Genomic DNA, 20579 nt, shown 5'->3' with positions numbered 1-20579 from the left:
CACCACTAAGGAGTGGGCGTCGTGACCGCGGAGACCTCTCAGACGCTCGACCGGGGACTGCGCGTCCTCAAGTTGCTCGCCGACACGGATCACGGGCTGACCGTCACCGAGCTTTCGAACAAACTGGGCGTCAATCGGACGGTTGTGTACCGGTTGCTCGCCACGTTGGAGCAGCACGCTCTTGTACGCCGTGATCTGGGTGGCCGTGCCCGGGTCGGGCTCGGGGTGCTGCGGCTTGGCCGCCAGGTGCATCCGTTGGTACGGGAGGCTGCGCTGCCCGCGTTGCGGTCGCTGGCCGAGGACATCGGGGCCACCGCGCATCTCACGCTGGTCGATGGGACCGAGGCGTTGGCCGTCGCGGTCGTGGAGCCGACATGGACGGACTACCACGTGGCCTATCGCGCCGGGTTCCGGCATCCGCTGGACCGGGGCGCTGCGGGGCGGGCGATTCTTGCGGCTCGGCAGGCGCCCGTGGGGGAGCCCGGATACACGCTTACGCACGGGGAGTTGGAGGCGGGGGCCAGTGGGGCCGCGGCTCCTCTGATCGGGGTGACTGGAGTTGAGGGCAGCGTCGGCGTTGTGATGCTCGCCGACTCTGTGCCCGAGCGGGTCGGGCCCCGCGTCGTGGACGCCGCCCGGGAGGTTGCGGACGCCCTGCGCTGACGCCGCGCCGGTTCGGCCTTGCGCCGGCGCCGGTTCAATGGGCACCCGGTGTGGGGGCTGGGCTCGGGGTGGGTGGCGCAGCCCGCGGTTACGGGGTGCCGCTTTCTGTGGGACGGGTGCCGCTCTGGCGGCACGATTGCCTACAGCTATGTAGAGCCGTGTTTCCGGTTGCCCCTTGACTTTGGCCAACCCGCCAAAGCGCCCCCCGTATCTCTGGCCGATAGGCCCACCGCCCGCCGCCCCGCCCTCCGCATCATCAGGGCACTGATGGTGGAACCGTGGAGGGAGTGGCCCGGTGGAGACAGTGCGTACGCGGCCGGATGTCGGGCGAGAGGGCGGGTGGGCGGCTCGGTTGACGCGGCGGCAGGGGGTTGGGGCGCTGGTTGCCGAGGCCGCCGGGAGTCCGCTCAAGCGGACCATGGGGGTCGGGCAGCTCACGCTGCTCAGTGTGGGGGCCACGCTCGGGACCGGGATCTTCGTGGTGCTCGGGGAGGCCGTTCCCGAGGCCGGGCCCGCGATCGTCGTGTCGTTCGTGCTCGCCGGGGTGACCGCGCTGTTCTCCGCGCTGTCGTACGCCGAGCTGGCCGGCATGATCCCGGGCTCGGGGTCCTCGTACAGCTACGCCTACGCGACCCTCGGCGAACTCGTCGCCTGGGTCTGCGGCTGGTGTCTGATCCTGGAGTACGGCGTGTCGGTGGCCGCCGTGGCCGTGGGGTGGGGGCAGTACGTCAACGAACTGCTCCAGCTCACCCTCGGGGTCACCCTGCCCGATTCCCTCAGCGCGCCGCCCGGTGACGGCGGTGTGCTGAACATCCCCGCCGCCGCCATCGTCGTCCTCGCCATGGTCGTGCTGCTGCGGGGCGCCCGGGAGAGCGCCGTCGCCAACACCCTCATGGTCGGCGTGAAGATCGCCGCCCTGGTGATGTTCTGCGCGGTCGCCTTCACCGCGTTCCGCGCCGGGAACTTCACGCCCCTCTTCCCGCTCGGCACGGCCGGCATGAGCGCGGGCGCCGCCTCGCTCTTCTTCTCCTACATCGGCTTCGACGCCGCGTCGACGGCGGGGGAGGAGGCCAAGAACCCGCAGCGCGATCTTCCTCGCGCGATCATCTTCTCCCTCGTGCTCGTCACCGCGCTGTACGTCCTCGTCGCGGTCGCCGCGCTCGGCGCCATGCCGTGGCAGAAGTTCGAGGGGACCGAGGCCACGCTGAGCGAGGTGCTCGTGCAGTCGGTGGGCGGCGGCAGCCTCTGGCCGATCCTGCTGTCCATCGGCGCGGTCGTCGCCACCACCAGCGTCGTCCTCACCGTCCAGTACGGGCAGATCCGCATCCTCTTCGCGATGTCCCGGGACGGGCTCGTGCCGCCGCTGTTCTCCAAGGTGCACCCCACCACCGGGGTGCCGCGCGCCAACACGGTGATCGTCTCCGGCTTCATCGCCGTGCTCGCCGCGCTCGTCCCGCTGGGCGCCCTCGCCGACGCCACCAGCATCGGCACGCTGTTCGCCTTCATGCTGGTCAACCTGGCCGTCATCCTGCTGCGCCGCCGCAGCCCCGAGGCGCCCCGCTCCTTCCGGGTGCCCTTCTCGCCGGTCACGCCGATCCTGGGCGTCGGCTTCTGCGCGTACATGCTGTTCAGCCTGGGGACGGACACGTGGGTCGCGTTCGGCGCGTGGATGGCGGTCGGCCTGGTGATCTACTGGCTGTACGGGATCAAGAACTCCAAGCTCAGCCGGCGCCCCGAGCTCCAGGAACCCGACCTCGCCCAGGAATCCGCATGACCGTCCTCACCACCCCCCTCGACCTCACCACCGACGTCGTCACCCTCACCCGTGCCCTCGTCGACATCCCCTCCGAGAGCGGCGAGGAGGCCCGGCTCGCGGACGCCGTGGAGGCGGCGCTCGCCGCACTCCCGCACCTCGGCGTCGAACGCGTCGGCAACTCGGTGGTCGCCCGCACGGACCTCGGCCACCCCGAACGGGTCGTGATCGCGGGCCACTTGGACACCGTCCCCGCCGCCGGGAACCTGCCCTCACGCCTGGACGGCGACCTGGTGTACGGACTCGGCGCCTGCGACATGAAGGGCGGCGTCGCGGTCGCCCTGCGGCTGGCGGCCACCGTCCCCGTGCCGGCCGCGCGCGACATCACGTACGTCTTCTACGAGTGCGAGGAGGTCGAGGGCGACCGCAACGGGCTCGGCAGGATCGCCGCCGAGCGGCCGGAGCTCCTCAAGGCCGACTTCGCGATCCTCATGGAGCCGTCCGACGCCGGGGTCGAGGCCGGCTGTCAGGGCGTACTGATGGCCGACATCACGGTGCGCGGCGAGCGTGCGCACACCGCGCGCGCCTGGAGGGGCGTGAACGCCGCGCACCGCGCCGGGGCCGTCCTCCAGCGCCTTGCCGACCACACACCCGCGCGGGTCGTGATCGACGGCCTGGAGTACCGGGAAGGGCTGAACGCCGTCGCCGTGCGGTCCGGGGTCGCGGGCAATGTCGTCCCCGACGAGTGCGTGATCACGGTCAACTCCCGTTTCGCGCCGAGCCGTTCACCCGAAGAGGCGGAGGCGTACGTACGCGACCTCTTCCCGGAGTACGACGTCGAGGTCACCGAGGTCGTGCCCGGCGCCCTGCCCGGGCTCGGCCAGGAAGCCGTGGCCTCGCTCGTCGGCGTACTCGGTGCGACGCCCCGTCCGAAGCTCGGCTGGACCGATGTCGCCCGGTTCGCCGCGCTCGGTGTCCCGGCGCTCAACTATGGCCCCGCGGACCCGGTGTTGGCGCACACGGTGGGCGAGTACGTGCCGGTGGCGCAGCTGCGCGGGTGCGAGGAGCGGCTCAGGAGCTGGCTGTCGGCGTCGCCGTGAGCCCGGCCAGCGTCCGCAACTGCAGCCACAGCACCAGCCGTTCGTCGGGATCGTCGAGGTCGATGCCGAGCTGCTGCTGGGCCTGCCGGAGGCGGTAGCGGCAGGTGTTGGGGTGTACGGCGAGCAGCCGGGCCGCGCCCGCCATGTCGCAGCCGGCGTCCAGCCAGGAGACGAGGGTGCGGGCGTAGTCGGTGCCGTGCTCGGTGTCGTACGCGAGAACCGTCCGCCACGCCCCGGCACTCAACTCCCGCCGCTCGCCCATGACTTCGGTGAGGCGGAGGAGGGCGACACGCGGCCGCACCTCCGCCACGGACGCCACCGGCAGCTCCGGTCCGAGGACGCGCAGGACGAGGTCCGCGTCGGCGCGGGAGGCCGTCACCTCCGCGAGCCCCGGCACGACATCGCCGAGCCCCGCCCGCACGGGCACCCGCAGTGCCTGCCCGGCCCGCCGCACGATGTCCTCAGCGAGCCTCTTGTGACGCGCCCCGCCGTGTTCGCCGAGCGCGGGCAGCAGCGCGTACACGACTCCGTCGACGAGGACGCACGCGTGCCGCCCGTAGCGCGCCTCGCACTGGAGCCGTACGAGGTCCAGGAGCCGCAGCGCGGTCTGCTCGACGTCCGCCGCCGAGACGGCCGAGTCGAGGACGAAGGCGGCCACGCGGACGGGCGCCGGGTCTCCGTCCGGGCCGAGGCCGAGGCCCAGCCGGTGGGCGGCGCCGGCCGGGTCGGCGGTGCCGTCGAGCAGGCGGCGCAGCAGGTCCCCGTTCTGGTGCCGGGCAAGCTCCTGCGCGGCCCGCGCGCGCAGCAGGAGCAGCGCCGCCGTGGACGCGCCCTGGGCGAGGGCCTCCTCGGCGTCGGGCGCGAGGTTGCCGTCGTCCACGACCCAGAGCGAACCGAGCGTTTCGCCGCCGGCGCGGACGGCGACGGCGAGGCGGGGGAGGAGACCACCTGGGTCACCCAGGCCGGTGCCGCCGAGCGCGGGCAGCCGGACGGGGCCGTCGGCCGCGAACAGCACCCGGTACTGCTCCGAGTTCTCCGGGCTCGTCGGCACCTGGAGGCCGAGGATGCCCTGCCTGCGGTCCTCGTCGACCGGCTGCCCCGGCACGGTCGAGTAGGCGAGGATCCGCTGGCGCGGGTCCTCGACGACCGTGGCGCCGCCGACGGCCGTGGCCACCGCGTCGGCCAGTGCGAACAGGTCCCCGAGGCCGCTCCCGGCGGTCGACGGGCGGGCGCCGATCGCCGAGGCGAGCAGCAGGTGCACGTGGTGCCAGGCGGCGTCCTCGTCCACCGACAGCAGGGCCACGCCCGCCGACTCCGCCTCCGCGAGCGGGCCGTCCGGGCCGCGGACCACCAGCCCGCTCATCCCCGCCTCCGCCGCGGCCCGCGCCAGCGGCCCGGCCGCGGACGCGCGCACCCCGACCGCGAGCAGCAGCGCCCCGGGCGCACGGGGCAGCGGGGCGTGGGCGTCGTACAGCAGCGCCTCCGTGACCGGCACGGTGAGCCCGGCGGGCGCGGTGTGCAGGCGTACGGAGGGGCCGCCTATGACGTCCAGCAGGTCGCCGAGGGTGCAGGCGTCCATGGGTCCCTCCTCCGGGATTGGCCGATCTCATCAGGAACGTACGCGTGTGTTGTCCTGATGCACAACGTGGGCGCCGCCGCCGCCTCCGAGACTCGACCTCATGACAGGAGACGGCATGGCAGGCGACCCCGTGGCAGACGATCCGCCGGCAGGGGACTGGGTGGCAGTGGCGACGGACGCGGCGCGGGGCGGGACGGCAGCGGCGACCGGTGTACGAGATCTCGCGTCGGCCGCCGCCGACGCGGCAGGCGTCACCCTTCGCACCGTCCACGACGTCACCGGCATCGCCGCCGTGGCCGACTTCTTCAGCGACGTCTGGCAGACCCCGCGCAGCACCCCGCCGTACCCCGCCGAGGTGCTGCACAGCCTCGTCCACGCGGGCGGCGCGGTGCACGCCGCGTACTCGCCGGCCGGGGAGCGGCTCGCCGGAGCCTCCGTGGCCGTCTTCGGGCCGCCCGGCGACGCGGACGTGTACTCCTTCGTGGCCGCGGCCGTCGCCTCCGACCGCGGGGTCGGGTACGCCGTGAAGCAGGCCCAGCGCGTCTGGGCCCTGGAGCGCGGCGCCCGCACCATGCGCTGGACCTTCGACCCGTTGGTCGGCCGCAACGCCCGCTTCAACCTGGTCAAGCTGGGCGCCGCAGGCACGGAGTACCTCGTCGACTTCTACGGGCCGATGGCCGACGGTGTGAACGACGGCGACGAGAGCGACCGTCTGACGGTGACCTGGGACCTCGCCGCGCCCCATTCCCGTACGGCGGAGGAAGGCGACCGCACGGCGGCGGAAGGCGACCGCGACGCCGCGCCCGCCACCCACCTCGCCCCCGACGGCGACCCGCTGGCCCGCCGCGACCTCGCCGACAGCCGCGTCTGGTGCCGGGTGCCGGACGACATCGTCAAGCTGCGCGCCACCGACCCGCTGCCGGCACTGCGCTGGCGGCACGCCGTCCGGGAGGTCTTCACGGAGGCCTTCGCCGAGGGGTACGTCGCCACGGGGATGTCCCGGGACGGCTGGTACACCCTCACCCGCCCGTCCACGGAAGGCCACGCATGAAACTCGAACGCGTCGAAGTCGTCCACATCGCCCTGCCCCTCGTCACCCCCTTCCGTACGTCCTTCGGGACCATGACGACGAAGGACACCTTCCTCCTCCACGTCGTCACGGACGCGGCGGAGGGCTGGTCGGAGTTCGCCGCCGACCCCGAGCCGCTGTACTGCTCGGAGTTCGTGGCCGGGGCCGAGATCGTGCTCCGCGACTTCCTGCTGCCGCGCGTGGCCGCCCTCCCGGAGCTCACGGCGGCCGCGCTCGCGCCCGCGATGGCGAAGATCAAGGGCCATGAGCTGGCCAAGGCGGCCCTGGAGACGGCCGTCCTCGACGCCGGGCTGCGCGCGCACGGCATGCCGTTCGCGACCTACCTCGGGGCGGTGCGGGACCGCGTACCGGCGGGCGTGTCCGTAGGCATCAAGGAGTCCGTCCCGGCACTCCTCGACGACGTCGAGCGCTATCTCGCCGAGGGGTACGTCCGTATCAAGCTGAAGATCGAACCCGGCTGGGACCTGGAACCCGTGCGGGCCGTGCGCGAGCGCTTCGGGGACGGGCTGCCGCTCCAGGTGGACGCGAACACGGCGTACTCGCTCGCGGACGCCGAGCACCTGCGGCGGCTCGACGCGTTCGGGCTGCTGCTCATCGAGGAACCGCTGGAGGAGAACAACCTCCACGCGCACGCCCAGCTCCAGAAGCGCGTCGCCACCCCCGTCTGCCTCGACGAATCCCTGCACAGCGCCCGCGACACCGCGTCCGCGATCGCCATGGACGCGTGCCGGGTCGTGAACGTGAAGCCCGTCCGGGTCGGCGGCTATCTGGAGGCCCGCCGCATCCATGACGTCGCACACGCGCACGGGGTGCCGGTGTGGTGCGGCGGCATGCTGGAAACGGGCATCGGCCGCGCCCCCAACCTGGCGCTCGCGGCCCTGCCCGGCTTCACCCTCCCCGGCGACACCTCCGCCTCCAGCCGCTACTTCGCCGAGGACATCACCGAGCCGTTCGTCCTTCAGGACGGTCATCTGCCGGTCCCGCGCACCCCGGGCATCGGCATCGAACCGCTCCCGGAGGCGCTGCGCCGCTTCACGACCGCACGGCGGGACCTGTACGGGGGCCGCGCCGAGCGGTGACGTTGGATTGAACCCGTCACGGGGCCGCGTCTCGCAGTGACGTTAGATTGATCCCGTGCTCTCTCGCCTCACGCGCCCCAAGGCCGTCGCCGTCTGCGCCGTCCCCGTCGTGGCTCTGCTCGCCACGGCGGTGTTCGCGCCGCTGCCGTTCTCCGTGGCGCAGCCCGGTATGACGGCGAACGTCCTCGGCGAGAACAAGGGCGACCCGGTGATCACGATCAGCGGGGCGCCCACGCGGGACACCAGCGGGCAGCTGCGGATGACGACGATCGAGGCGACGGGCCCCGACGCGAGCGTCTCCCTCAGCGATGTGCTCGACGCCTGGTTCGCCACGGACCGGGCCGTGATGCCGCGCGACTCGGTCTACCCGAGCGGGAACAGCGTCAAGGAGATCGAGCGGCACAACGCCGAGCAGATGAAGGAGTCCCAGGACACGGCCACCGAGGCGGCACTGTCGTATCTCCACGAGAAGAACGACGTCAAGGTCACCCTCAAGCTCGCCGATGTCGGCGGTCCCAGCGCCGGACTGCTCTTCTCGCTCGGCATCGTCGACAAGCTGGACGGCGATGGCAGCGGCGGTGACCTCACGGGGGGTCGCACCATCGCGGGTACGGGGACGATCGACGCCGACGGCAAGGTCGGCGCGGTGGGAGGCGTCGCCCTCAAGACCCAGGCCGCCCGCCGCGACGGCGCGACGATCTTCCTGGTCCCGAAGGCGGAGTGCTCGGACGCGAAGTCGGAGCTCCCCAAGGGGCTGCGGCTGATTCCGGTGACCACCCTGAAGGGTGCGGTGGACTCCCTGGTGGCCCTGGAGAAGGGGAAGGGCTCGGTTCCCAGCTGCTGAGCCCGGGTAGGTGCGGATGGGCTCGCACCCCGGCGCTCAGCCGCTCAGACGTCGTCCTCCACAGGGTGGCGCCAGCGCAGGCCGGGGAAGCGGGCGAATCCTCGGTCGGCGGAGTAGAGCGTGGCACCGTGCTCTATGGCGAGGGCGGCGATGTAGGCGTCGGGGATGAGGTTCGAGCGGGCGCCGACTCTGAGGCACAGGCGCTCGAAGATCTCCCAGTGCCGGGGGCCTTCCTGGACGAAGGTGGCGACGGGCGCACTGCGCATGTCCTGGAGAAAGGCAAAGGCCGTCTCCGGATCGCTCGGCGGCTGGTAGATCCGCTGATGCGTGACGATCCGCAGGAAGCCGCTGTCGATCACGCTGCTGTAGCCGACGGGTTCGTCACCGCGCAGCCGCTCGATGAGCCACCCGTGGTACTCCTCGTGGTCCTTGCTGTCCTCGCGGAAGGCATACGCGAGGACGTTCACGTCGCAGAGGATCATTCCAGGCCATCCATGAGGTCCCGCACCGACGCGTTGTCGTCGAGGTTGACACCTGGGCGCACTCCCCCGCCGCCGGGGTCGGTGGTCAGGCTGACGATGTTTCGTGCCGCCGCCACATCCCGCGCGAACGACGCCCGCAACGCGTCCTCTATCACCGCACTGACCGTGACGCGCCTGCGCGCGGCGCGCAGCTTGGCTTCCTGGAGCAGGTCCTCGGAGAGGTCGACCGTTGTCCTCATGCACACAAGCGTAAGAGCCGCGCATCATGATGCACCAGGGCGATTCGGTGATGCGGCGGACTTGACTCTTCCGCTTACGACGCCTCGACACGCCCTCCCCGGCGCACCCGCGGGCAGGCCCTCGATCCCCCCGACGAGCCGCTCCGCAGAGCTCAGCCGCCCTTCACGAACCCCTCCGCCTTCATCCAGTCCAACGCCACCTGATGCGGATCCTCCCCGTCCACGTCCACCTTCGCGTTCAACTCCTGCGCCACCGCGTTGTTCAGCTTCTTCGTCACCGGATTGATGACCTCGGCGATCGCCGGATACTTCTTCAGGGCCTTGGAGTTGATCTCGGGCGCGGCGTTGTAGTTGGGGAAGAACTTCTTGTCGTCCTGCATCACCTCCAGGTTCATCGACTTGATGCGCCCGTCGGTGGTGAACACCTCCCCGTAGGTGCAACTGCCCTTCGCCACCTGGGTGTAGATGATCCCGGTGTCCATCTGCGTGATGTTCTTCGCGGGCACGCTCATCCCGTACGCGTTCTCCATGCCCGGCAGTCCGTCCGCCCGGTTGGCGAACTCGCTCTCCACGCACAGCGTCACCGCGCCGGGGTCCTTCTTGGCCAGCGCGGCCACGTCGGAGAGCGTCCTCGTGCCGTACTTCTTGAAGTTGGCCTGGTTCATGGCGAGCGCGTACGTGTTGTTGAGGGCGGACGGCGGCAGCCAGGTCAGGCCGTTCTTGAGGTCGGCGTCGCGCACCGCCTCCCACTGCTTCTGCGGGTCGGGGATGGGCGTGCTGTTGCCGAGGTAGGTGATCCAGGCCGTGCCCGTGTACTCGTACATGGCGTCCGCGTCGCCGTTCTTGACGGCCTCGCGGGCGCCGACCGACCCCTGGATGCCGGTGCGGTCGAGCACATTCGCGCCGGCCGCCTGGAAGGCGATGCCCATGATCGCGCCGAGGATCAGCTGCTCGGTGAACTCCTTGGAGGTGACGGTCAGGTTGGCGCCCTTGAGCGGTTCGCCCTGGCCGATCGAGCCGGGCTTGACGTTGTCGACCATGGGGGAGCCGCTGGTCAGCCCGCACCCGGAGGCCAGCAGCAGCCCGCCGGCGAACACGCGGGCCATGAAGCGCCTCATGACCCCGCCTCCAACCCGCGCGGCCTGAGCAGCAGCTCGGCCAGTGAGGCGAGCCAGTCGACGAGCAGCGCGAGCGCAACCGTGAGGACCGAGCCGAGGACCAGGACCGGCATGCGCTGGGTGGTGATTCCGGTGGTGATGAGGACGCCCAGACCGCCGCCTCCGCCGAACGTGGCGAGGGTCGCCGTGCCCACGTTCAGCACGAGGGCCGTCCGCACACCACCGAGGATCAGCGGTACGGCCAGCGGTAGCTCGATCTTCCCGAGAACCCCCAGCGGCGACATGCCGATGCCCCGCGCCGCTTCGAGCAGCGTCGGGTCGTTGCCCTTCAGGCCCGCGATCGTGTTCGACAGCACCGGCAGGACGGCGTAGATGATGATGCCGATCAGGGCGGCCTTCTGGCCGGAGCCGAGCACGATGACCAGGAGTGCCAGCAGACCGATCGCCGGAGTGGCCTGCCCCATGTTGGCGATGGTCATCGCGATCGGGGTCGCCTTCCGGAACGTCTTGCGGGTGAGCAGGATGCCCAGCGGGATGGCGATGATCAGCACGAAGAAGGTGGAGATCACGACCAGTTGGATCTGCTGCCACAAGGCCTTCGACACCTGACCGTTCGACAGGGCGTTCTCGGAGATCGGGTCGAGGTTCGCCTGCTGGAACCAGAGCCACGTGGCGAGCAGGAGGGCCACGAGGACGGCGGGCAGAAAGGTCAGCTTCCGCCAGGTGATCCGGCGCTTGAGCGTGACGGGCGGCGGCGGGGCCTCCTGCTCGGCCTCGCCCTCGTCCCGGAACGCGAGCCCCTTGACCTCGTGCTCGCCCTCGGGCCGCTGATCGGTGGGCGGTGTGCTCACGCCTTCGCCTCCCCGATGTCCACGCCCTCCTGCTCGAAGTGGGTCTGCTGGGCGCGCGCCTCCTCCAGCTCGTGCTGGGCCTCGATCGCCTCCAGCCGGTCGGCCTCGAGCAGCTCGTGCACGGAGTTCATCAGCGTCTCCATGTCGACGACGCCGATGTACTCGCCGCGCCGCCCGGTGACCGCGACCCGGCCCGTGTTGTCCGTGAGCACCGCCTCCAGGGCGTCGCGCAGCGTGGCGTCCCTGGTCACCGTGTCGTGCACCAGCGTGCCGGCCCGCGCCAGCGAGCCCTTGGCCCGCATCAGGTCGCCGCGCCGCAGCCACTTGTACGGGCGCCGGCGCTTGTCGAGCAGCAGGATCTCGTTCGTACCGCTCGCCCGGAGCAGGTTGAAGATCGACTGGAGGGGGTCGTCCACGGTCACCGTCGGATAGTCGGTGATCTCCACATCCCGTACGCGCGTCAGATTGAGTCTCTTCAGAGCCGCCCCCGCGCCCACGAACCCCGACACGAAGTCGTCGGCCGGGTTGGTGAGGATCGCCTCCGGGGTGTCGAACTGCGCGATGTGCGAGCGCTCGCGCAGCACCGCGATCCGGTCGCCCAGCTTGATCGCCTCGTCGAAGTCGTGGGTGACGAAGACGATCGTCTTGTGCAGCTCGTACTGGAGCCGGATCAGCTCGTCCTGGAGGTGGTCGCGGGTGATCGGGTCCACCGCCCCGAACGGCTCGTCCATCAACAGGACGGGCGGGTCGGCAGCCAACGCCCGGGCCACGCCGACGCGTTGCTGCTGACCGCCGGAGAGCTGGCGCGGATAGCGGCCGTGGAACTCGGCCGGGTCGAGCCCGACCAGGTCCAGCATCTCCTCGACCCGCGACCTGATCCTCGGCTTGGACCAGCCGACCATCTTCGGTACCAGCGCGATGTTCTGGGCGACCGTCATGTGCGGGAAGAGCCCGGAGGCCTGGATCGCGTACCCGATCTTGCGGCGCAGCTTCACCGGATCCATGTCGGTGACGTCCTCGCCGCCGATGCGGATGCGTCCGCCGGTCGGCTCGATCAACCGGTTGATCATCTTCAGGGTGGTGGACTTGCCGCACCCGGACGGGCCCACGAAGACGACGAGTTCGCCCGCCTTGATCTCCATGTTGACGCTGTCCACGGCGGGGTCCCGGCTGCCGGGATAGCGCTTGGTGAGGTGCTCCAGCTCGATGGTGGCGCCGGTGGTGGACGCATGCCTGGGCGCGGCTTTCCCGGCGGTCTCAGAGGTCTCAGGCACGGATCCCCCTCGGAATGGTCAGCCGCCCGATGAGGACGTACGCGGCGTCGAACAGCAGCGCCAGGATGATGATCCCGAGCGTGCCCGCGAGCACCTGGTTGAGCGCGTTCTTGCTGCCCAGGGAGCCGATGCCGCGGAAGATCTCGTTGCCGAGTCCGGGCCCGGAGGCGTACGCCGCGATCGCCGCGATGCCCATCAGCATCTGCGTCGAGATCCTGATGCCGGTGAGGATCGGCGGCCAGGCCAGCGGCAGCTCCACCTTCATCAGCCGGGCCGGCCGCGACATCCCGATGCCCTTCGCCGCGTCCACCAGCGAAGGGTCGACCCCGCGCAGGCCGACGATCGAGTTCCGCACGATCGGCAGCAGCCCGTACAGCGTCAGGGCGACCACCGTCGGCGGCACGCCCAGGCCGACGATCGGGATCAGCAGACCGATCATGGCGAGCGACGGGATCGTCAGGATGGTGGAGGTGGTGACCGTGGCGAGGCTGCCAGCCCAGTCGCTCCGATAGGTGATCACACCGATCACCACACCGATGACCGTCGCGACGACCATGCACTGGAAGACCGCGCTGGCGTGCTGGTACGCGTCCGTGAGCAGCTGCTGGTGGCGGCTGCTCAGGTACTCCCAGAAGTTCAACCGGACTCACCTCCCAAGTGCATCCCGGGCACATCGACCCAGCCGCTTTTCCGGCTGGGGGTCCGGAGGCCCGCGGCGGAGCCGCTGATGTCAACGCCCCCGGGAAAACTCAGTACGCCACCTCACCCCGGTCATCGGTCAGTGCTCGGTCGCCGCCTGCTCCACCAGCGGGATGATCCGCAGGGGTACGGGGTTCTCCATGACGATCGCCGTGGAGGCCCGGACGATGCCATCAAAACCGACAACACGGTCGATCACACGTTGGAGATCGGCGTTCGAGCGGGCCACGAGCCGGCACAGCATGTCCCCGGTGCCGGTCGTGGTGTGCAGTTCGAGGACCTCGGGCACGGTCGCCAAATGGGCCCGTACGTCGGCACCTTGCCCCTGCCGGATCTGCAGGGTCGCGAACGCCGTGACCGGGTAGCCGAGCGCGGCCGGGTCCACCTGCGGCCCGAAACCCCGAATGACTCCATTCGATTGAAGCCGGTCGAGCCGGGCCTGCACCGTGCCGCGCGCGACCCCGAGCCGCCGGGACATCTCCAGGACGCCGATACGCGGTTCCTCGGCGAGCAGCACGAGGAGCCGGCCGTCCAGATGATCGATCGCCATGGGGGCCTCCGAGATGGTCATCCTGTACAGAACGCCCGTAGATACGCGCGATCGTCTGAACAGATTGTCCAGCCGACACACAAACTATTGCGCACCTTGCGGAACGGAGGGAGCCTGCCGCCATGGCTGCTATCTCTGCGAACACCCACCACACTCCCGACACCGCCCGGCAGGCAGACCCCTTCCCGGTCAAGGGAATGGACGCGGTCGTCTTCGCCGTCGGCAACGCCAAGCAGGCCGCGCACTACTACTCCACCGCCTTCGGCATGCAGCTCGTGGCCTACTCCGGACCGGAGAACGGCAGCCGCGAGACGGCGTCGTACGTCCTCGAGAACGGCTCCGCGCGCTTCGTCTTCACCTCCGTCATCAAGGCCGCCACCACCTGGGGCCACTTCCTCGCCGAGCACGTGGCCGCGCACGGCGACGGCGTCGTCGACCTCTCCATCGAGGTCCCGGACGCGCGCGCCGCGTACGCGTACGCCGTCGAGCACGGCGCCCGCTCGGTCACCGAGCCGTACGAGATCAAGGACGAGCACGGCACGGTCGTCCTCGCCGCGATCGCGACGTACGGCGACACCCGCCACACCCTGGTCGACCGCTCGGGCTACGAGGGCCCGTACCTCCCCGGCTTCGTGGCCGCGAAGCCGATCGTGGAGCCGCCGGCCCGCCGCACGTTCCAGGCCATCGACCACTGCGTCGGCAATGTCGAGCTCGGCCGCATGAACGAGTGGGTCGGCTTCTACAACAAGGTCATGGGCTTCACGAACATGAAGGAGTTCGTGGGTGACGACATCGCGACCGAGTACAGCGCGCTGATGTCGAAGGTCGTCGCGGACGGGACCCTCAAGGTCAAGTTCCCGATCAACGAGCCCGCCATCGCCAAGAAGAAGTCCCAGATCGACGAGTACCTGGAGTTCTACGGCGGCGCGGGCGTCCAGCACATCGCGCTGAACACGAACGACATCGTCGAGACCGTACGCACCATGCGCGCCGGGGGAGTCCAGTTCCTGGACACGCCGGACTCGTACTACGACACCCTCGGCGAGTGGGTCGGCGACACCCGCGTCCCCGTCGACACGCTCCGCGAACTGAAGATCCTCGCCGACCGCGACGAGGACGGCTATCTGCTGCAGATCTTCACCAAGCCGGTCCAGGACCGGCCGACCGTCTTCTTCGAGATCATCGAGCGGCACGGCTCGATGGGCTTCGGCAAGGGCAACTTCAAGGCTCTGTTCGAGGCGATCGAGCGGGAGCAGGAGAAGCGCGGCAACCTGTAGACCACCTGTGGACCGGTGCGGGCCGACGCGCCGAACTTGCAACCATAGGAAGCCAGTTGGGACTCTCAGGTCCTGTGGACGCCGCCCGGGCGCCCGCAGGACACGGGAGGGACAAGGCCTCATGGGGGAGACACGGGCCGGCACCACCACCGTCGACGCGCGCATAGACCTGTCCACGGCGGCCGTCCGCTGGCTGTGGAAGAAGGCCACGCTCCGGGAGAAGACGGTTCTGCAGTCCTTCGCCTTCGACGAGGTGAACAAGCGGCTGTACGTCCTGCAGGTCGCGCCGGGCGGCAGGGCACAGGGCAACCTGTGCCTCACCCGGCTCGACTACGCCGGCAACCGGCTGGGCCACATGTATCTGCCGCGCTTCGGGCACGGGGTGAGCATGGGCGTGCAGAACGCGTCCGACGGCACCGTGTACATCTGGACCGAGGCGCAAGCGGTCAAGGGCTACGGCAACGGCGTCACCCGCTTCCGCTTCGTCGACGGCGTCATCCGCACCCTCGACAAGGTCAAGGTCCGCCACCCGATCCCGGGCTCCGTCAACAACCAGCCCTCCGTCTGCACGGCGACCGGCCGCATCGCCATCCGCCACCGCGTCTCGGGCACACCGCGCTACCGCGTCTACGACCTCGACGCGTTCGTCGCCGGCGACTACTCGACCCACCTCGCCGACTTCCCGCAGACCGGCGCCCACCCGGACCCCGACGTCCCGTTCCAGGGCTACGCGCTGCACGGCGACCACGTCTACCAGCTGGCGGGCACGGCGTACGACGAGGCGACCAACCCGCGCTCGGGCCACGGCAACGCGTACCTGTCCTGCCTCGACATCCGCACCGGCAAGCTGCTGCAGCGGGAGAGGACCGAGGCCGGGTACTCGCTCGATTACCGCGAACCCGAAGGCCTGGCGATCCGGCACAAGGGCGGGCTCCGGCTGTACCTGGGGCTCGCCTCCGGCGACGAGGGGGCCCGCAAGTTCTCGATCTACCACAAGCCGTACACGCCCGCGGAGTCGTAATCTGACCGCATGGCCAGGATCAACGACGTCGGCGGCATGCAGGGGTTCGGTGCCATCGACACCACCGACGACACCGAGCCCTTCCACGCGGACTGGGAGGCGCGCGTCGTCGGCCTCTTCAACGCCCTGCGCGCGCAAGGGGTGTTCAACACCAACGAGTTCCGGGACGCCATCGAGTCGATGCCGGCCAAGGAGTACCTGACGGCCTCGTACTACGAGCGGTGGTTCACCGCGATCTGCGCGCTCCTGGAGCGCAAGGGCGTGATCGAGCCGGGTGAGCTCGAAGGGCCGGATGAGCGCGATGCCTGACCGCTTCGCGCCCGGCGCCCGGGTCCGGACCTTCCACCACGACCCGCCGCACCACACCCGGCTGCCGCGGTACGCGCGCGGCAAGCGGGGCGTCGTGGTCGAGCCGGAGGGCCGGGTGGAGCTCGCCGACGTCAGCGCGCAGGGGCGCGGGGACGCCCCGGTCGAGCAGGTGTACGCCGTCCGCTTCGCGGCCCGCGATCTGTGGGGCGAGGGCGACCACCATGTCGTACTGGACTTGTGGGAAAGCTACTTGGAAGAGGACCGGCACGATGAGCGGTGACCATCACGACGACGCGCTGATCTCCCGGCGGGTACGGCGCCTGGAGACCCTCCTGGAGGAGAAGGGGGTGCTCTCGGGCGGGGCGCTGGACGAGGCGATCGACGCGTTCATGGCGCAGTCGTCCCCAGCGAACGGGGCGCGGGTGGTGGCCCGTGCCTGGGTGGACCCGTCCTTCAAGTCCCGTCTGCTCGCCGACGGCACGGCGGCGGTCCGGGAACTCGGCTACATGGAGGGCTCGTACCAGCGCCTGAGAGTCGTCGAGAACACGCGGAGCGTGCACAACGTCATCGTCTGCACCCTCTGCTCCTGCTACCCGCTCCGCCTCCTCGGCCCCTCCCCGAGCTGGTACAAGTCCGAGTCCTACCGCTCCCGCGTCGTCCGCGAACCCCGCACCGTCCTCGCCGAGTTCGGCCTCGCGCTCCCGGCCGGCACGGACATCTCGGTGTGGGACTCCAGCGCCGAGACCCGCTACATGGTCCTCCCACGACGCCCCGCCGACACCCAGTCCCTCCGGGAGGAGGAACTGGCGGCCCTGGTCACCCGCAACGCGCTGATCGGCACGGCGGCGGTCTGACTCCCCCCGCCGCCACTCAGCGCGACGCCGAGCGCCTCGGTGCGGGCGTCACCGCGGGCTTCGGTGTGCGCGTCGGCCGGGGCTTCGGTGCGGGCGCCGGCGGTGGCTGCGGTGCGGCCGGCGCCGTGTACTGCTCGGGCTCCTCCTCTGGAGGCTCGGGCGGCCCGCCCGCGGGCGGCTCGCCCAGATCCTCCAGGGTCTCCTGGGCCAGCGGCACGAAGAGCGGCGAGAAGTAGGGGTTGATGCGCAGGGCGTCGGTGAGATGACGGCGGGCCGGGCCGAAGAGGTCCAAGGAGCTTTCGATCTGGCCCAGGTGATACATGTACAGCCCACTGCGCACACCACCCCCGTGCTCCTTGTCCGTGACCTTCGTGGCGAACGTGAGCGCCTCCTCGTTCGCCCCGGTCCGGTGCAGCGCCCAGCCCAGCGCGTCCGCGACGGGAATCGCGGGGTGCCGATCCCACTCGTCGCGCAGCCGCTGCACCGCCTCCGCCGGGTCACCGTGGTCCGCCTCGAAGAGCCCGAGGACCAGCTCGTCGTCCATACCCCCGGTGTTTTCCTGCCGCACCCGCTCCCGCAGCAGGTCGTACTGCCCGCGCGCGGCCCGGCCGAGCCCCAGCTTCTCGTACAGCTCGCCCAGCTCCAGCGAGTACCGCGGCGCGGGCCGCTTGGCGAGCGCCGTCTGGTACGCGCGCAGCGCCTCCGAGGTGCGCCCGAGCGCCGCCAGCGCGCGCCCCTGCCCGGCGAGGGCCCCGTGCGCGTCGGGGTCGCTGCCCAGCGCGGCCTTGTAGTAGCGAAACGACTGTTCCGGGTCGCCGCGCTCCCATGCCAGCTCACCGGCCTGCTGGAGGAAGACCGCCTCCTCGGAGGGCGTCCGCGCGCCCGCCACCGCGTCGGCGATCGAGGCCGCCGCGTCCTCACGCCAGCCGCGGTCCCAGTAGACCCGCGAGGCCTGCGCCAGCACCGTCGGCCCGGAGTGCAGTTTCTGCAGCTTTTCGAGGGTCGCGCGGGTGGCCTTGTAGTCCCCGAGGCCGGTGTACGCGTCGATCAGCAGCGGATACGTCGTCCACCGCTTCGGCGACTCTTCCACGGCCGCCTCGCCCCACTCCTTGGCCTCCTGGAAGTCGCTCCGCGCGTCGGCGAGCGCGGCAAGACCTTCCAGCGCTTCCGCGTTCCCCTCCGGCCTGATCTGCAGCGACGTACGCAGCGCCTTCTCGGCCTTCGGGTAGTACGCGGGCGTCGCGGTCCGCCGCGCCTGCTCCACATACGCGCTGCCGAGCACCGCCCACGACTGCTCGTCGCGCGGATGGGCCCGCAGATGGGCCTCGCGATCCCCGATGAGCGCCGCCAGATCGGGCAGCGCGGCGGGCATGCCGGCCGCGACCGCCGTCTGTGCCCGGGTGACCGGGCCCGGCCCCGGCGAGGGCGGCACCACGGCCTGCCGCGCCGGGGGCAGCAGCACCAGCACACCGCCGAGCACGACACCGCCCACGACCACGCCGATCAGCACGCGCTTGGCGACGGGGGAGAAGCGTGGCCCGCGCGGCTCCTGGGGCTGCAGCCCGGAGAAAACCGCCTGTCGCTCTTCGATCTCCATGCCGCTCACTGTGCGCCAGTACTAAGACCACATCCCGGCAGCAAAAGCCTCGGGCGGACGGGGTTCACACCGATGGCCCCGAGTGCGAACCTGTGATCATGAGCCGTATCGAAGCCCCGCAGGATGCAGACACGGCAGTGACCGGCAACCTCGTCGACCGCCTGCTGAGCGGCCTGCCGGCCGAAGCCGTCCTCACCGACCCGGACGTCACGGCCTCGTACGCCAACGACATGGCGAGCTTCTGCGAGGCGGGCACGCCCGCCGTGGTCGTCATGCCGCGCACCGTCGAACAGGTCCAGCACGTCATGCGCACCGCGACCGAGCTGCGCGTCCCGGTCGTCCCCCAGGGCGCCCGCACCGGTCTGTCGGGCGCCGCCAACGCCTCGGACGGCTGCATCGTGCTGTCCCTGGTGAAGATGGACCGGATCCTCGAGATCAACCCGGTCGACCGTATCGCAGTCGTCGAACCCGGCGTCATCAACGCCGCGCTCTCCCGCGCGGTCAACGAACACGGCCTGTACTACCCGCCGGACCCCTCCAGCTGGGAGATGTGCACGATCGGCGGCAACATCGGCACGGCCTCCGGCGGCCTGTGCTGCGTGAAGTACGGGGTGACGGCCGAGTACGTCCTCGGACTGGAGGTCGTCCTCGCCGACGGACGGCTCATGAACACCGGCCGCCGTACGGCGAAGGGCGTCGCCGGGTACGACCTCACCCGCCTCTTCGTGGGATCGGAGGGCTCGCTCGGCATCGTCGTACGGGCGATTCTGGCCCTGAGGCCGCAGCCGCCCCAACAGCTGGTGCTGGCCGCCGAATTCGGGTCGGCGCGCGCCGCCTGCGACGCCGTCTGCCGGATCATGGAGGGCGGCCACGTACCGTCCCTCCTCGAACTCATGGACCGTACGACGGTGAAGGCCGTCAACGACATGGCCCACATGGGCCTGCCGGAGACCACCGAGGCCCTGCTCCTCGCCGCCTTCGACACCCACGACCCGGCGGCCGACCTCGCTGCGCTCGGCGCGCTGTGCGAGGCCGCGGGTGCCACCCAGGTCGTACCGGCGGAGGACGCGGCCGAGTCCGAACTGCTGCTTCAGGCGCGGCGGCTGTCGCTCACCGCGCTCGAAGCGGTCAAGGGCACGACGATGATCGACGACGTGTGCGTGCCGCGCTCCCGGCTCGGCGACATGCTCGAAGGGATCGAGCGCGTCGCCGACAAGTACTCCCTGACCATCGGGGTCTGCGCGCACGCCGGCGACGGCAACACGCACCCGACCGTCTGCTTCGACGCGTCCGACCCCGACGAGTCCCGGCGCGCCCGCGAGTCCTTCGACGAGATCATGGCCCTCGGCCTTGAACTCGGCGGCACGATCACCGGCGAGCACGGCGTGGGCGTCCTGAAGAAGGAGTGGCTGGCACGCGAGATCGGCCCGGTGGGAGTGGAGATGCAGCGGGCGATCAAGACGACCTTCGACCCGCTGGGCATCCTGAACCCGGGCAAGCTGTTCTGACGCACCTCTTTTTCGGCTGAACCGCCGCCGCTCTCGCGGACCTGGCTGATCGCCGTTGTGGTTCCTCAATTGATGGCTGGGGTGGCTTCACTCACCGCCGTCCCTGGATTCGTCCGACGGCCAGGGGTCCCGTAGCCACAGATCGTCGGCCGGCGTGGGAGCGAGCAGCTCGGCCAGGCCGTCGTCGATGCCGAGCTGCTCGGCCTCAGAACCCGGCGGGACCGCCCGCAGGGTGCGCTCCAGCCAGGCCGACACCTGAGGGGCGGGCGCTTCGAGCAAGGCGTCTCCGTCGGGCGAACTCAGCGCCATCAGCACGACGCTGCGGCCCGCGACCTTCGTCGGCCACACCCGCACATCGCCGTGCCCGCACGGCCGGAACACCCCCTCGACGAGCAGCTCGCGGGCGAAGGTCCAGCTGACGGGATGGTCGGTGCCGATGTGGAAGGTGATGTGGACGGCGTACGGATCGTCGGTGCGGTAGCTGAGCCGCGCCGGGACGGGGATGCTGCGCTCGGGCGACAGGACGAGTTTGAGCTCGAGCTCGCGTTCCACCACGGTGTGCATGTCGTGCGTCTCCTCTCGTGCACTGGGCCCTGTGGGTGGGCCCATACGAGTGGAGAGCGCGTCGGTCCGGAACCATTACGCGGGTTCCGGGAAATTTTTTTGCACTGGCTTCGGGCCGGCCGGGGGCG

22 protein-coding genes are annotated in these 20579 nt (G+C 70.8%); 12 read left to right on the top strand and 10 right to left on the bottom strand.

The window, feature by feature from the left end; translation table 11 throughout:
- Positions 1 to 21: 21 nt before the first annotated feature.
- The 3 genes from AB5J53_RS19440 (at position 22) to dapE (ending at position 3516) form a co-directional block, all read left to right on the top strand.
- Complete coding sequence (locus AB5J53_RS19440; protein ID WP_189184748.1) at positions 22 to 663, top strand: IclR family transcriptional regulator; 642 nt, start codon at positions 22 to 24, stop codon at positions 661 to 663.
- Positions 664 to 958: 295 nt separating this feature from the next.
- Positions 959 to 2437, top strand: coding sequence for an amino acid permease (locus AB5J53_RS19435; protein WP_369246929.1), 1479 nt, complete (start codon positions 959 to 961; stop codon positions 2435 to 2437).
- A complete protein-coding gene (dapE, locus tag AB5J53_RS19430) occupies positions 2434 to 3516 on the top strand; it encodes a succinyl-diaminopimelate desuccinylase (protein WP_369246928.1) in 1083 nt (360 codons plus the stop codon). Before AB5J53_RS19435 ends, dapE begins: the two co-directional genes overlap by 4 nt.
- On the opposite strand, the gene AB5J53_RS19425 is transcribed toward dapE, so the two are convergent.
- Positions 3488 to 5095 (bottom strand): PucR family transcriptional regulator, encoded by a 1608-nt coding sequence (locus AB5J53_RS19425; protein WP_369246927.1) that lies wholly within the window; start codon positions 5093 to 5095, stop codon positions 3488 to 3490. The genes dapE and AB5J53_RS19425 overlap by 29 nt on opposite strands.
- Before the next feature lie 115 nt (positions 5096 to 5210).
- Between AB5J53_RS19425 and AB5J53_RS19420 the strand changes: the two genes are divergently transcribed.
- The 3 genes from AB5J53_RS19420 to AB5J53_RS19410 are packed head-to-tail and all read left to right on the top strand — an operon-like array spanning position 5211 to position 8108.
- A complete protein-coding gene (locus AB5J53_RS19420) occupies positions 5211 to 6146 on the top strand; it encodes a chorismate synthase (RefSeq protein WP_369246926.1) in 936 nt (311 codons plus the stop codon).
- The gene (gene menC, locus AB5J53_RS19415) at positions 6143 to 7264 is read left to right on the top strand and encodes an o-succinylbenzoate synthase (RefSeq protein ID WP_369246925.1); all 1122 of its coding nucleotides are present in this window, start codon (positions 6143 to 6145) and stop codon (positions 7262 to 7264) included. Before AB5J53_RS19420 ends, menC begins: the two co-directional genes overlap by 4 nt.
- Positions 7265 to 7319: 55 nt before the next feature.
- Positions 7320 to 8108, top strand: coding sequence for a S16 family serine protease (locus AB5J53_RS19410; protein ID WP_369246924.1), 789 nt, complete (start codon positions 7320 to 7322; stop codon positions 8106 to 8108).
- 44 nt (positions 8109 to 8152) lie between these two features.
- Here AB5J53_RS19410 and AB5J53_RS19405 read toward each other — a convergent pair whose 3' ends face one another.
- The 7 genes from AB5J53_RS19405 to AB5J53_RS19375 form a co-directional block, all read right to left on the bottom strand.
- The gene (locus tag AB5J53_RS19405) at positions 8153 to 8590 is read right to left on the bottom strand and encodes a type II toxin-antitoxin system VapC family toxin (protein ID WP_369246923.1); all 438 of its coding nucleotides are present in this window, start codon (positions 8588 to 8590) and stop codon (positions 8153 to 8155) included.
- Positions 8587 to 8829: a hypothetical protein gene (locus AB5J53_RS19400; RefSeq protein WP_369246922.1), complete on the bottom strand. Its 243-nt coding sequence runs from the start codon at positions 8827 to 8829 to the stop codon at positions 8587 to 8589. Before AB5J53_RS19400 ends, AB5J53_RS19405 begins: the two co-directional genes overlap by 4 nt.
- Before the next feature lie 152 nt (positions 8830 to 8981).
- Positions 8982 to 9947 (bottom strand): glycine betaine ABC transporter substrate-binding protein, encoded by a 966-nt coding sequence (locus tag AB5J53_RS19395; RefSeq protein ID WP_369246921.1) that lies wholly within the window; start codon positions 9945 to 9947, stop codon positions 8982 to 8984.
- Positions 9944 to 10798, bottom strand: coding sequence for an ABC transporter permease (locus tag AB5J53_RS19390; protein WP_369246920.1), 855 nt, complete (start codon positions 10796 to 10798; stop codon positions 9944 to 9946). Before AB5J53_RS19390 ends, AB5J53_RS19395 begins: the two co-directional genes overlap by 4 nt.
- Positions 10795 to 12072, bottom strand: coding sequence for a betaine/proline/choline family ABC transporter ATP-binding protein (locus AB5J53_RS19385; RefSeq protein WP_369246919.1), 1278 nt, complete (start codon positions 12070 to 12072; stop codon positions 10795 to 10797). Before AB5J53_RS19385 ends, AB5J53_RS19390 begins: the two co-directional genes overlap by 4 nt.
- A complete protein-coding gene (locus AB5J53_RS19380; RefSeq protein WP_369246918.1) occupies positions 12065 to 12712 on the bottom strand; it encodes an ABC transporter permease in 648 nt (215 codons plus the stop codon). Before AB5J53_RS19380 ends, AB5J53_RS19385 begins: the two co-directional genes overlap by 8 nt.
- Before the next feature lie 138 nt (positions 12713 to 12850).
- Positions 12851 to 13321: an Lrp/AsnC family transcriptional regulator gene (locus tag AB5J53_RS19375; RefSeq protein WP_369246917.1), complete on the bottom strand. Its 471-nt coding sequence runs from the start codon at positions 13319 to 13321 to the stop codon at positions 12851 to 12853.
- Positions 13322 to 13443: 122 nt separating this feature from the next.
- On the opposite strand from AB5J53_RS19375, the gene hppD reads away from it, so the two are divergent.
- The 5 genes from hppD (at position 13444) to nthA (ending at position 16782) form a co-directional block, all read left to right on the top strand.
- Positions 13444 to 14598 (top strand): 4-hydroxyphenylpyruvate dioxygenase, encoded by a 1155-nt coding sequence (hppD, locus tag AB5J53_RS19370; protein WP_369246916.1) that lies wholly within the window; start codon positions 13444 to 13446, stop codon positions 14596 to 14598.
- 121 nt (positions 14599 to 14719) lie between these two features.
- Complete coding sequence (locus AB5J53_RS19365; protein WP_369246915.1) at positions 14720 to 15619, top strand: Teichoic acid biosynthesis protein C (Precursor); 900 nt, start codon at positions 14720 to 14722, stop codon at positions 15617 to 15619.
- 9 nt (positions 15620 to 15628) lie between these two features.
- Positions 15629 to 15928, top strand: a complete 300-nt coding sequence (locus AB5J53_RS19360; protein ID WP_369246914.1) for a hypothetical protein — start codon at positions 15629 to 15631, stop codon at positions 15926 to 15928.
- Positions 15912 to 16208 carry an SH3-like domain-containing protein gene (locus AB5J53_RS19355; RefSeq protein ID WP_369246913.1) on the top strand — a complete coding sequence of 99 codons (297 nt, stop codon included), beginning with the start codon at positions 15912 to 15914 and terminating at the stop codon, positions 16206 to 16208. Before AB5J53_RS19360 ends, AB5J53_RS19355 begins: the two co-directional genes overlap by 17 nt.
- Positions 16198 to 16782: a nitrile hydratase subunit alpha gene (gene nthA / locus AB5J53_RS19350; protein WP_369246912.1), complete on the top strand. Its 585-nt coding sequence runs from the start codon at positions 16198 to 16200 to the stop codon at positions 16780 to 16782. The genes AB5J53_RS19355 and nthA overlap by 11 nt, the downstream gene beginning before the upstream one ends.
- Before the next feature lie 16 nt (positions 16783 to 16798).
- On the opposite strand, the gene AB5J53_RS19345 is transcribed toward nthA, so the two are convergent.
- Entirely contained in the window at positions 16799 to 18379 is a 1581-nt protein-coding gene (locus tag AB5J53_RS19345; RefSeq protein ID WP_369246911.1) for a tetratricopeptide repeat protein, read from the bottom strand.
- 92 nt (positions 18380 to 18471) lie between these two features.
- Between AB5J53_RS19345 and AB5J53_RS19340 the strand changes: the two genes are divergently transcribed.
- Positions 18472 to 19887, top strand: coding sequence for an FAD-binding oxidoreductase (locus AB5J53_RS19340; RefSeq protein WP_369246910.1), 1416 nt, complete (start codon positions 18472 to 18474; stop codon positions 19885 to 19887).
- Positions 19888 to 19974: 87 nt separating this feature from the next.
- Here AB5J53_RS19340 and AB5J53_RS19335 read toward each other — a convergent pair whose 3' ends face one another.
- Positions 19975 to 20451 (bottom strand): SsgA family sporulation/cell division regulator, encoded by a 477-nt coding sequence (locus AB5J53_RS19335; protein WP_369246909.1) that lies wholly within the window; start codon positions 20449 to 20451, stop codon positions 19975 to 19977.
- Positions 20452 to 20579 lie beyond the last annotated feature (128 nt).

It is taken from the genome of Streptomyces sp. R41 (assembly GCF_041053055.1).
GTDB lineage: Bacteria > Actinomycetota > Actinomycetes > Streptomycetales > Streptomycetaceae > Streptomyces.
Note: the sequence above shows the minus strand (reverse complement) of the source record. Positions and strands in the feature narration are given on the sequence as shown.

What these genes read in the sequence shown, in the direction of transcription:
- AB5J53_RS19425 (WP_369246927.1), bottom strand. Translation starts at nt 5,095, where the DNA reads ATGGACGCCTGCACCCTCGGCGACCTGCTGGACGTCATAGGCGGCCCC.
- AB5J53_RS19375 (WP_369246917.1), bottom strand. Translation starts at nt 13,321, where the DNA reads ATGGCGATCGATCATCTGGACGGCCGGCTCCTCGTGCTGCTCGCCGAG.
- AB5J53_RS19405 (WP_369246923.1), bottom strand. Translation starts at nt 8,590, where the DNA reads ATGATCCTCTGCGACGTGAACGTCCTCGCGTATGCCTTCCGCGAGGAC.
- AB5J53_RS19335 (WP_369246909.1), bottom strand. Translation starts at nt 20,451, where the DNA reads ATGCACACCGTGGTGGAACGCGAGCTCGAGCTCAAACTCGTCCTGTCG.
- dapE (WP_369246928.1), top strand. Translation starts at nt 2,434, where the DNA reads ATGACCGTCCTCACCACCCCCCTCGACCTCACCACCGACGTCGTCACC.
- menC (WP_369246925.1), top strand. Translation starts at nt 6,143, where the DNA reads ATGAAACTCGAACGCGTCGAAGTCGTCCACATCGCCCTGCCCCTCGTC.
- AB5J53_RS19395 (WP_369246921.1), bottom strand. Translation starts at nt 9,947, where the DNA reads ATGAGGCGCTTCATGGCCCGCGTGTTCGCCGGCGGGCTGCTGCTGGCC.
- AB5J53_RS19365 (WP_369246915.1), top strand. Translation starts at nt 14,720, where the DNA reads ATGGGGGAGACACGGGCCGGCACCACCACCGTCGACGCGCGCATAGAC.
- AB5J53_RS19420 (WP_369246926.1), top strand. Translation starts at nt 5,211, where the DNA reads ATGGCAGGCGACCCCGTGGCAGACGATCCGCCGGCAGGGGACTGGGTG.
- hppD (WP_369246916.1), top strand. Translation starts at nt 13,444, where the DNA reads ATGGCTGCTATCTCTGCGAACACCCACCACACTCCCGACACCGCCCGG.
- AB5J53_RS19360 (WP_369246914.1), top strand. Translation starts at nt 15,629, where the DNA reads ATGGCCAGGATCAACGACGTCGGCGGCATGCAGGGGTTCGGTGCCATC.
- AB5J53_RS19345 (WP_369246911.1), bottom strand. Translation starts at nt 18,379, where the DNA reads ATGGAGATCGAAGAGCGACAGGCGGTTTTCTCCGGGCTGCAGCCCCAG.
- nthA (WP_369246912.1), top strand. Translation starts at nt 16,198, where the DNA reads ATGAGCGGTGACCATCACGACGACGCGCTGATCTCCCGGCGGGTACGG.
- AB5J53_RS19355 (WP_369246913.1), top strand. Translation starts at nt 15,912, where the DNA reads ATGAGCGCGATGCCTGACCGCTTCGCGCCCGGCGCCCGGGTCCGGACC.
- AB5J53_RS19400 (WP_369246922.1), bottom strand. Translation starts at nt 8,829, where the DNA reads ATGAGGACAACGGTCGACCTCTCCGAGGACCTGCTCCAGGAAGCCAAG.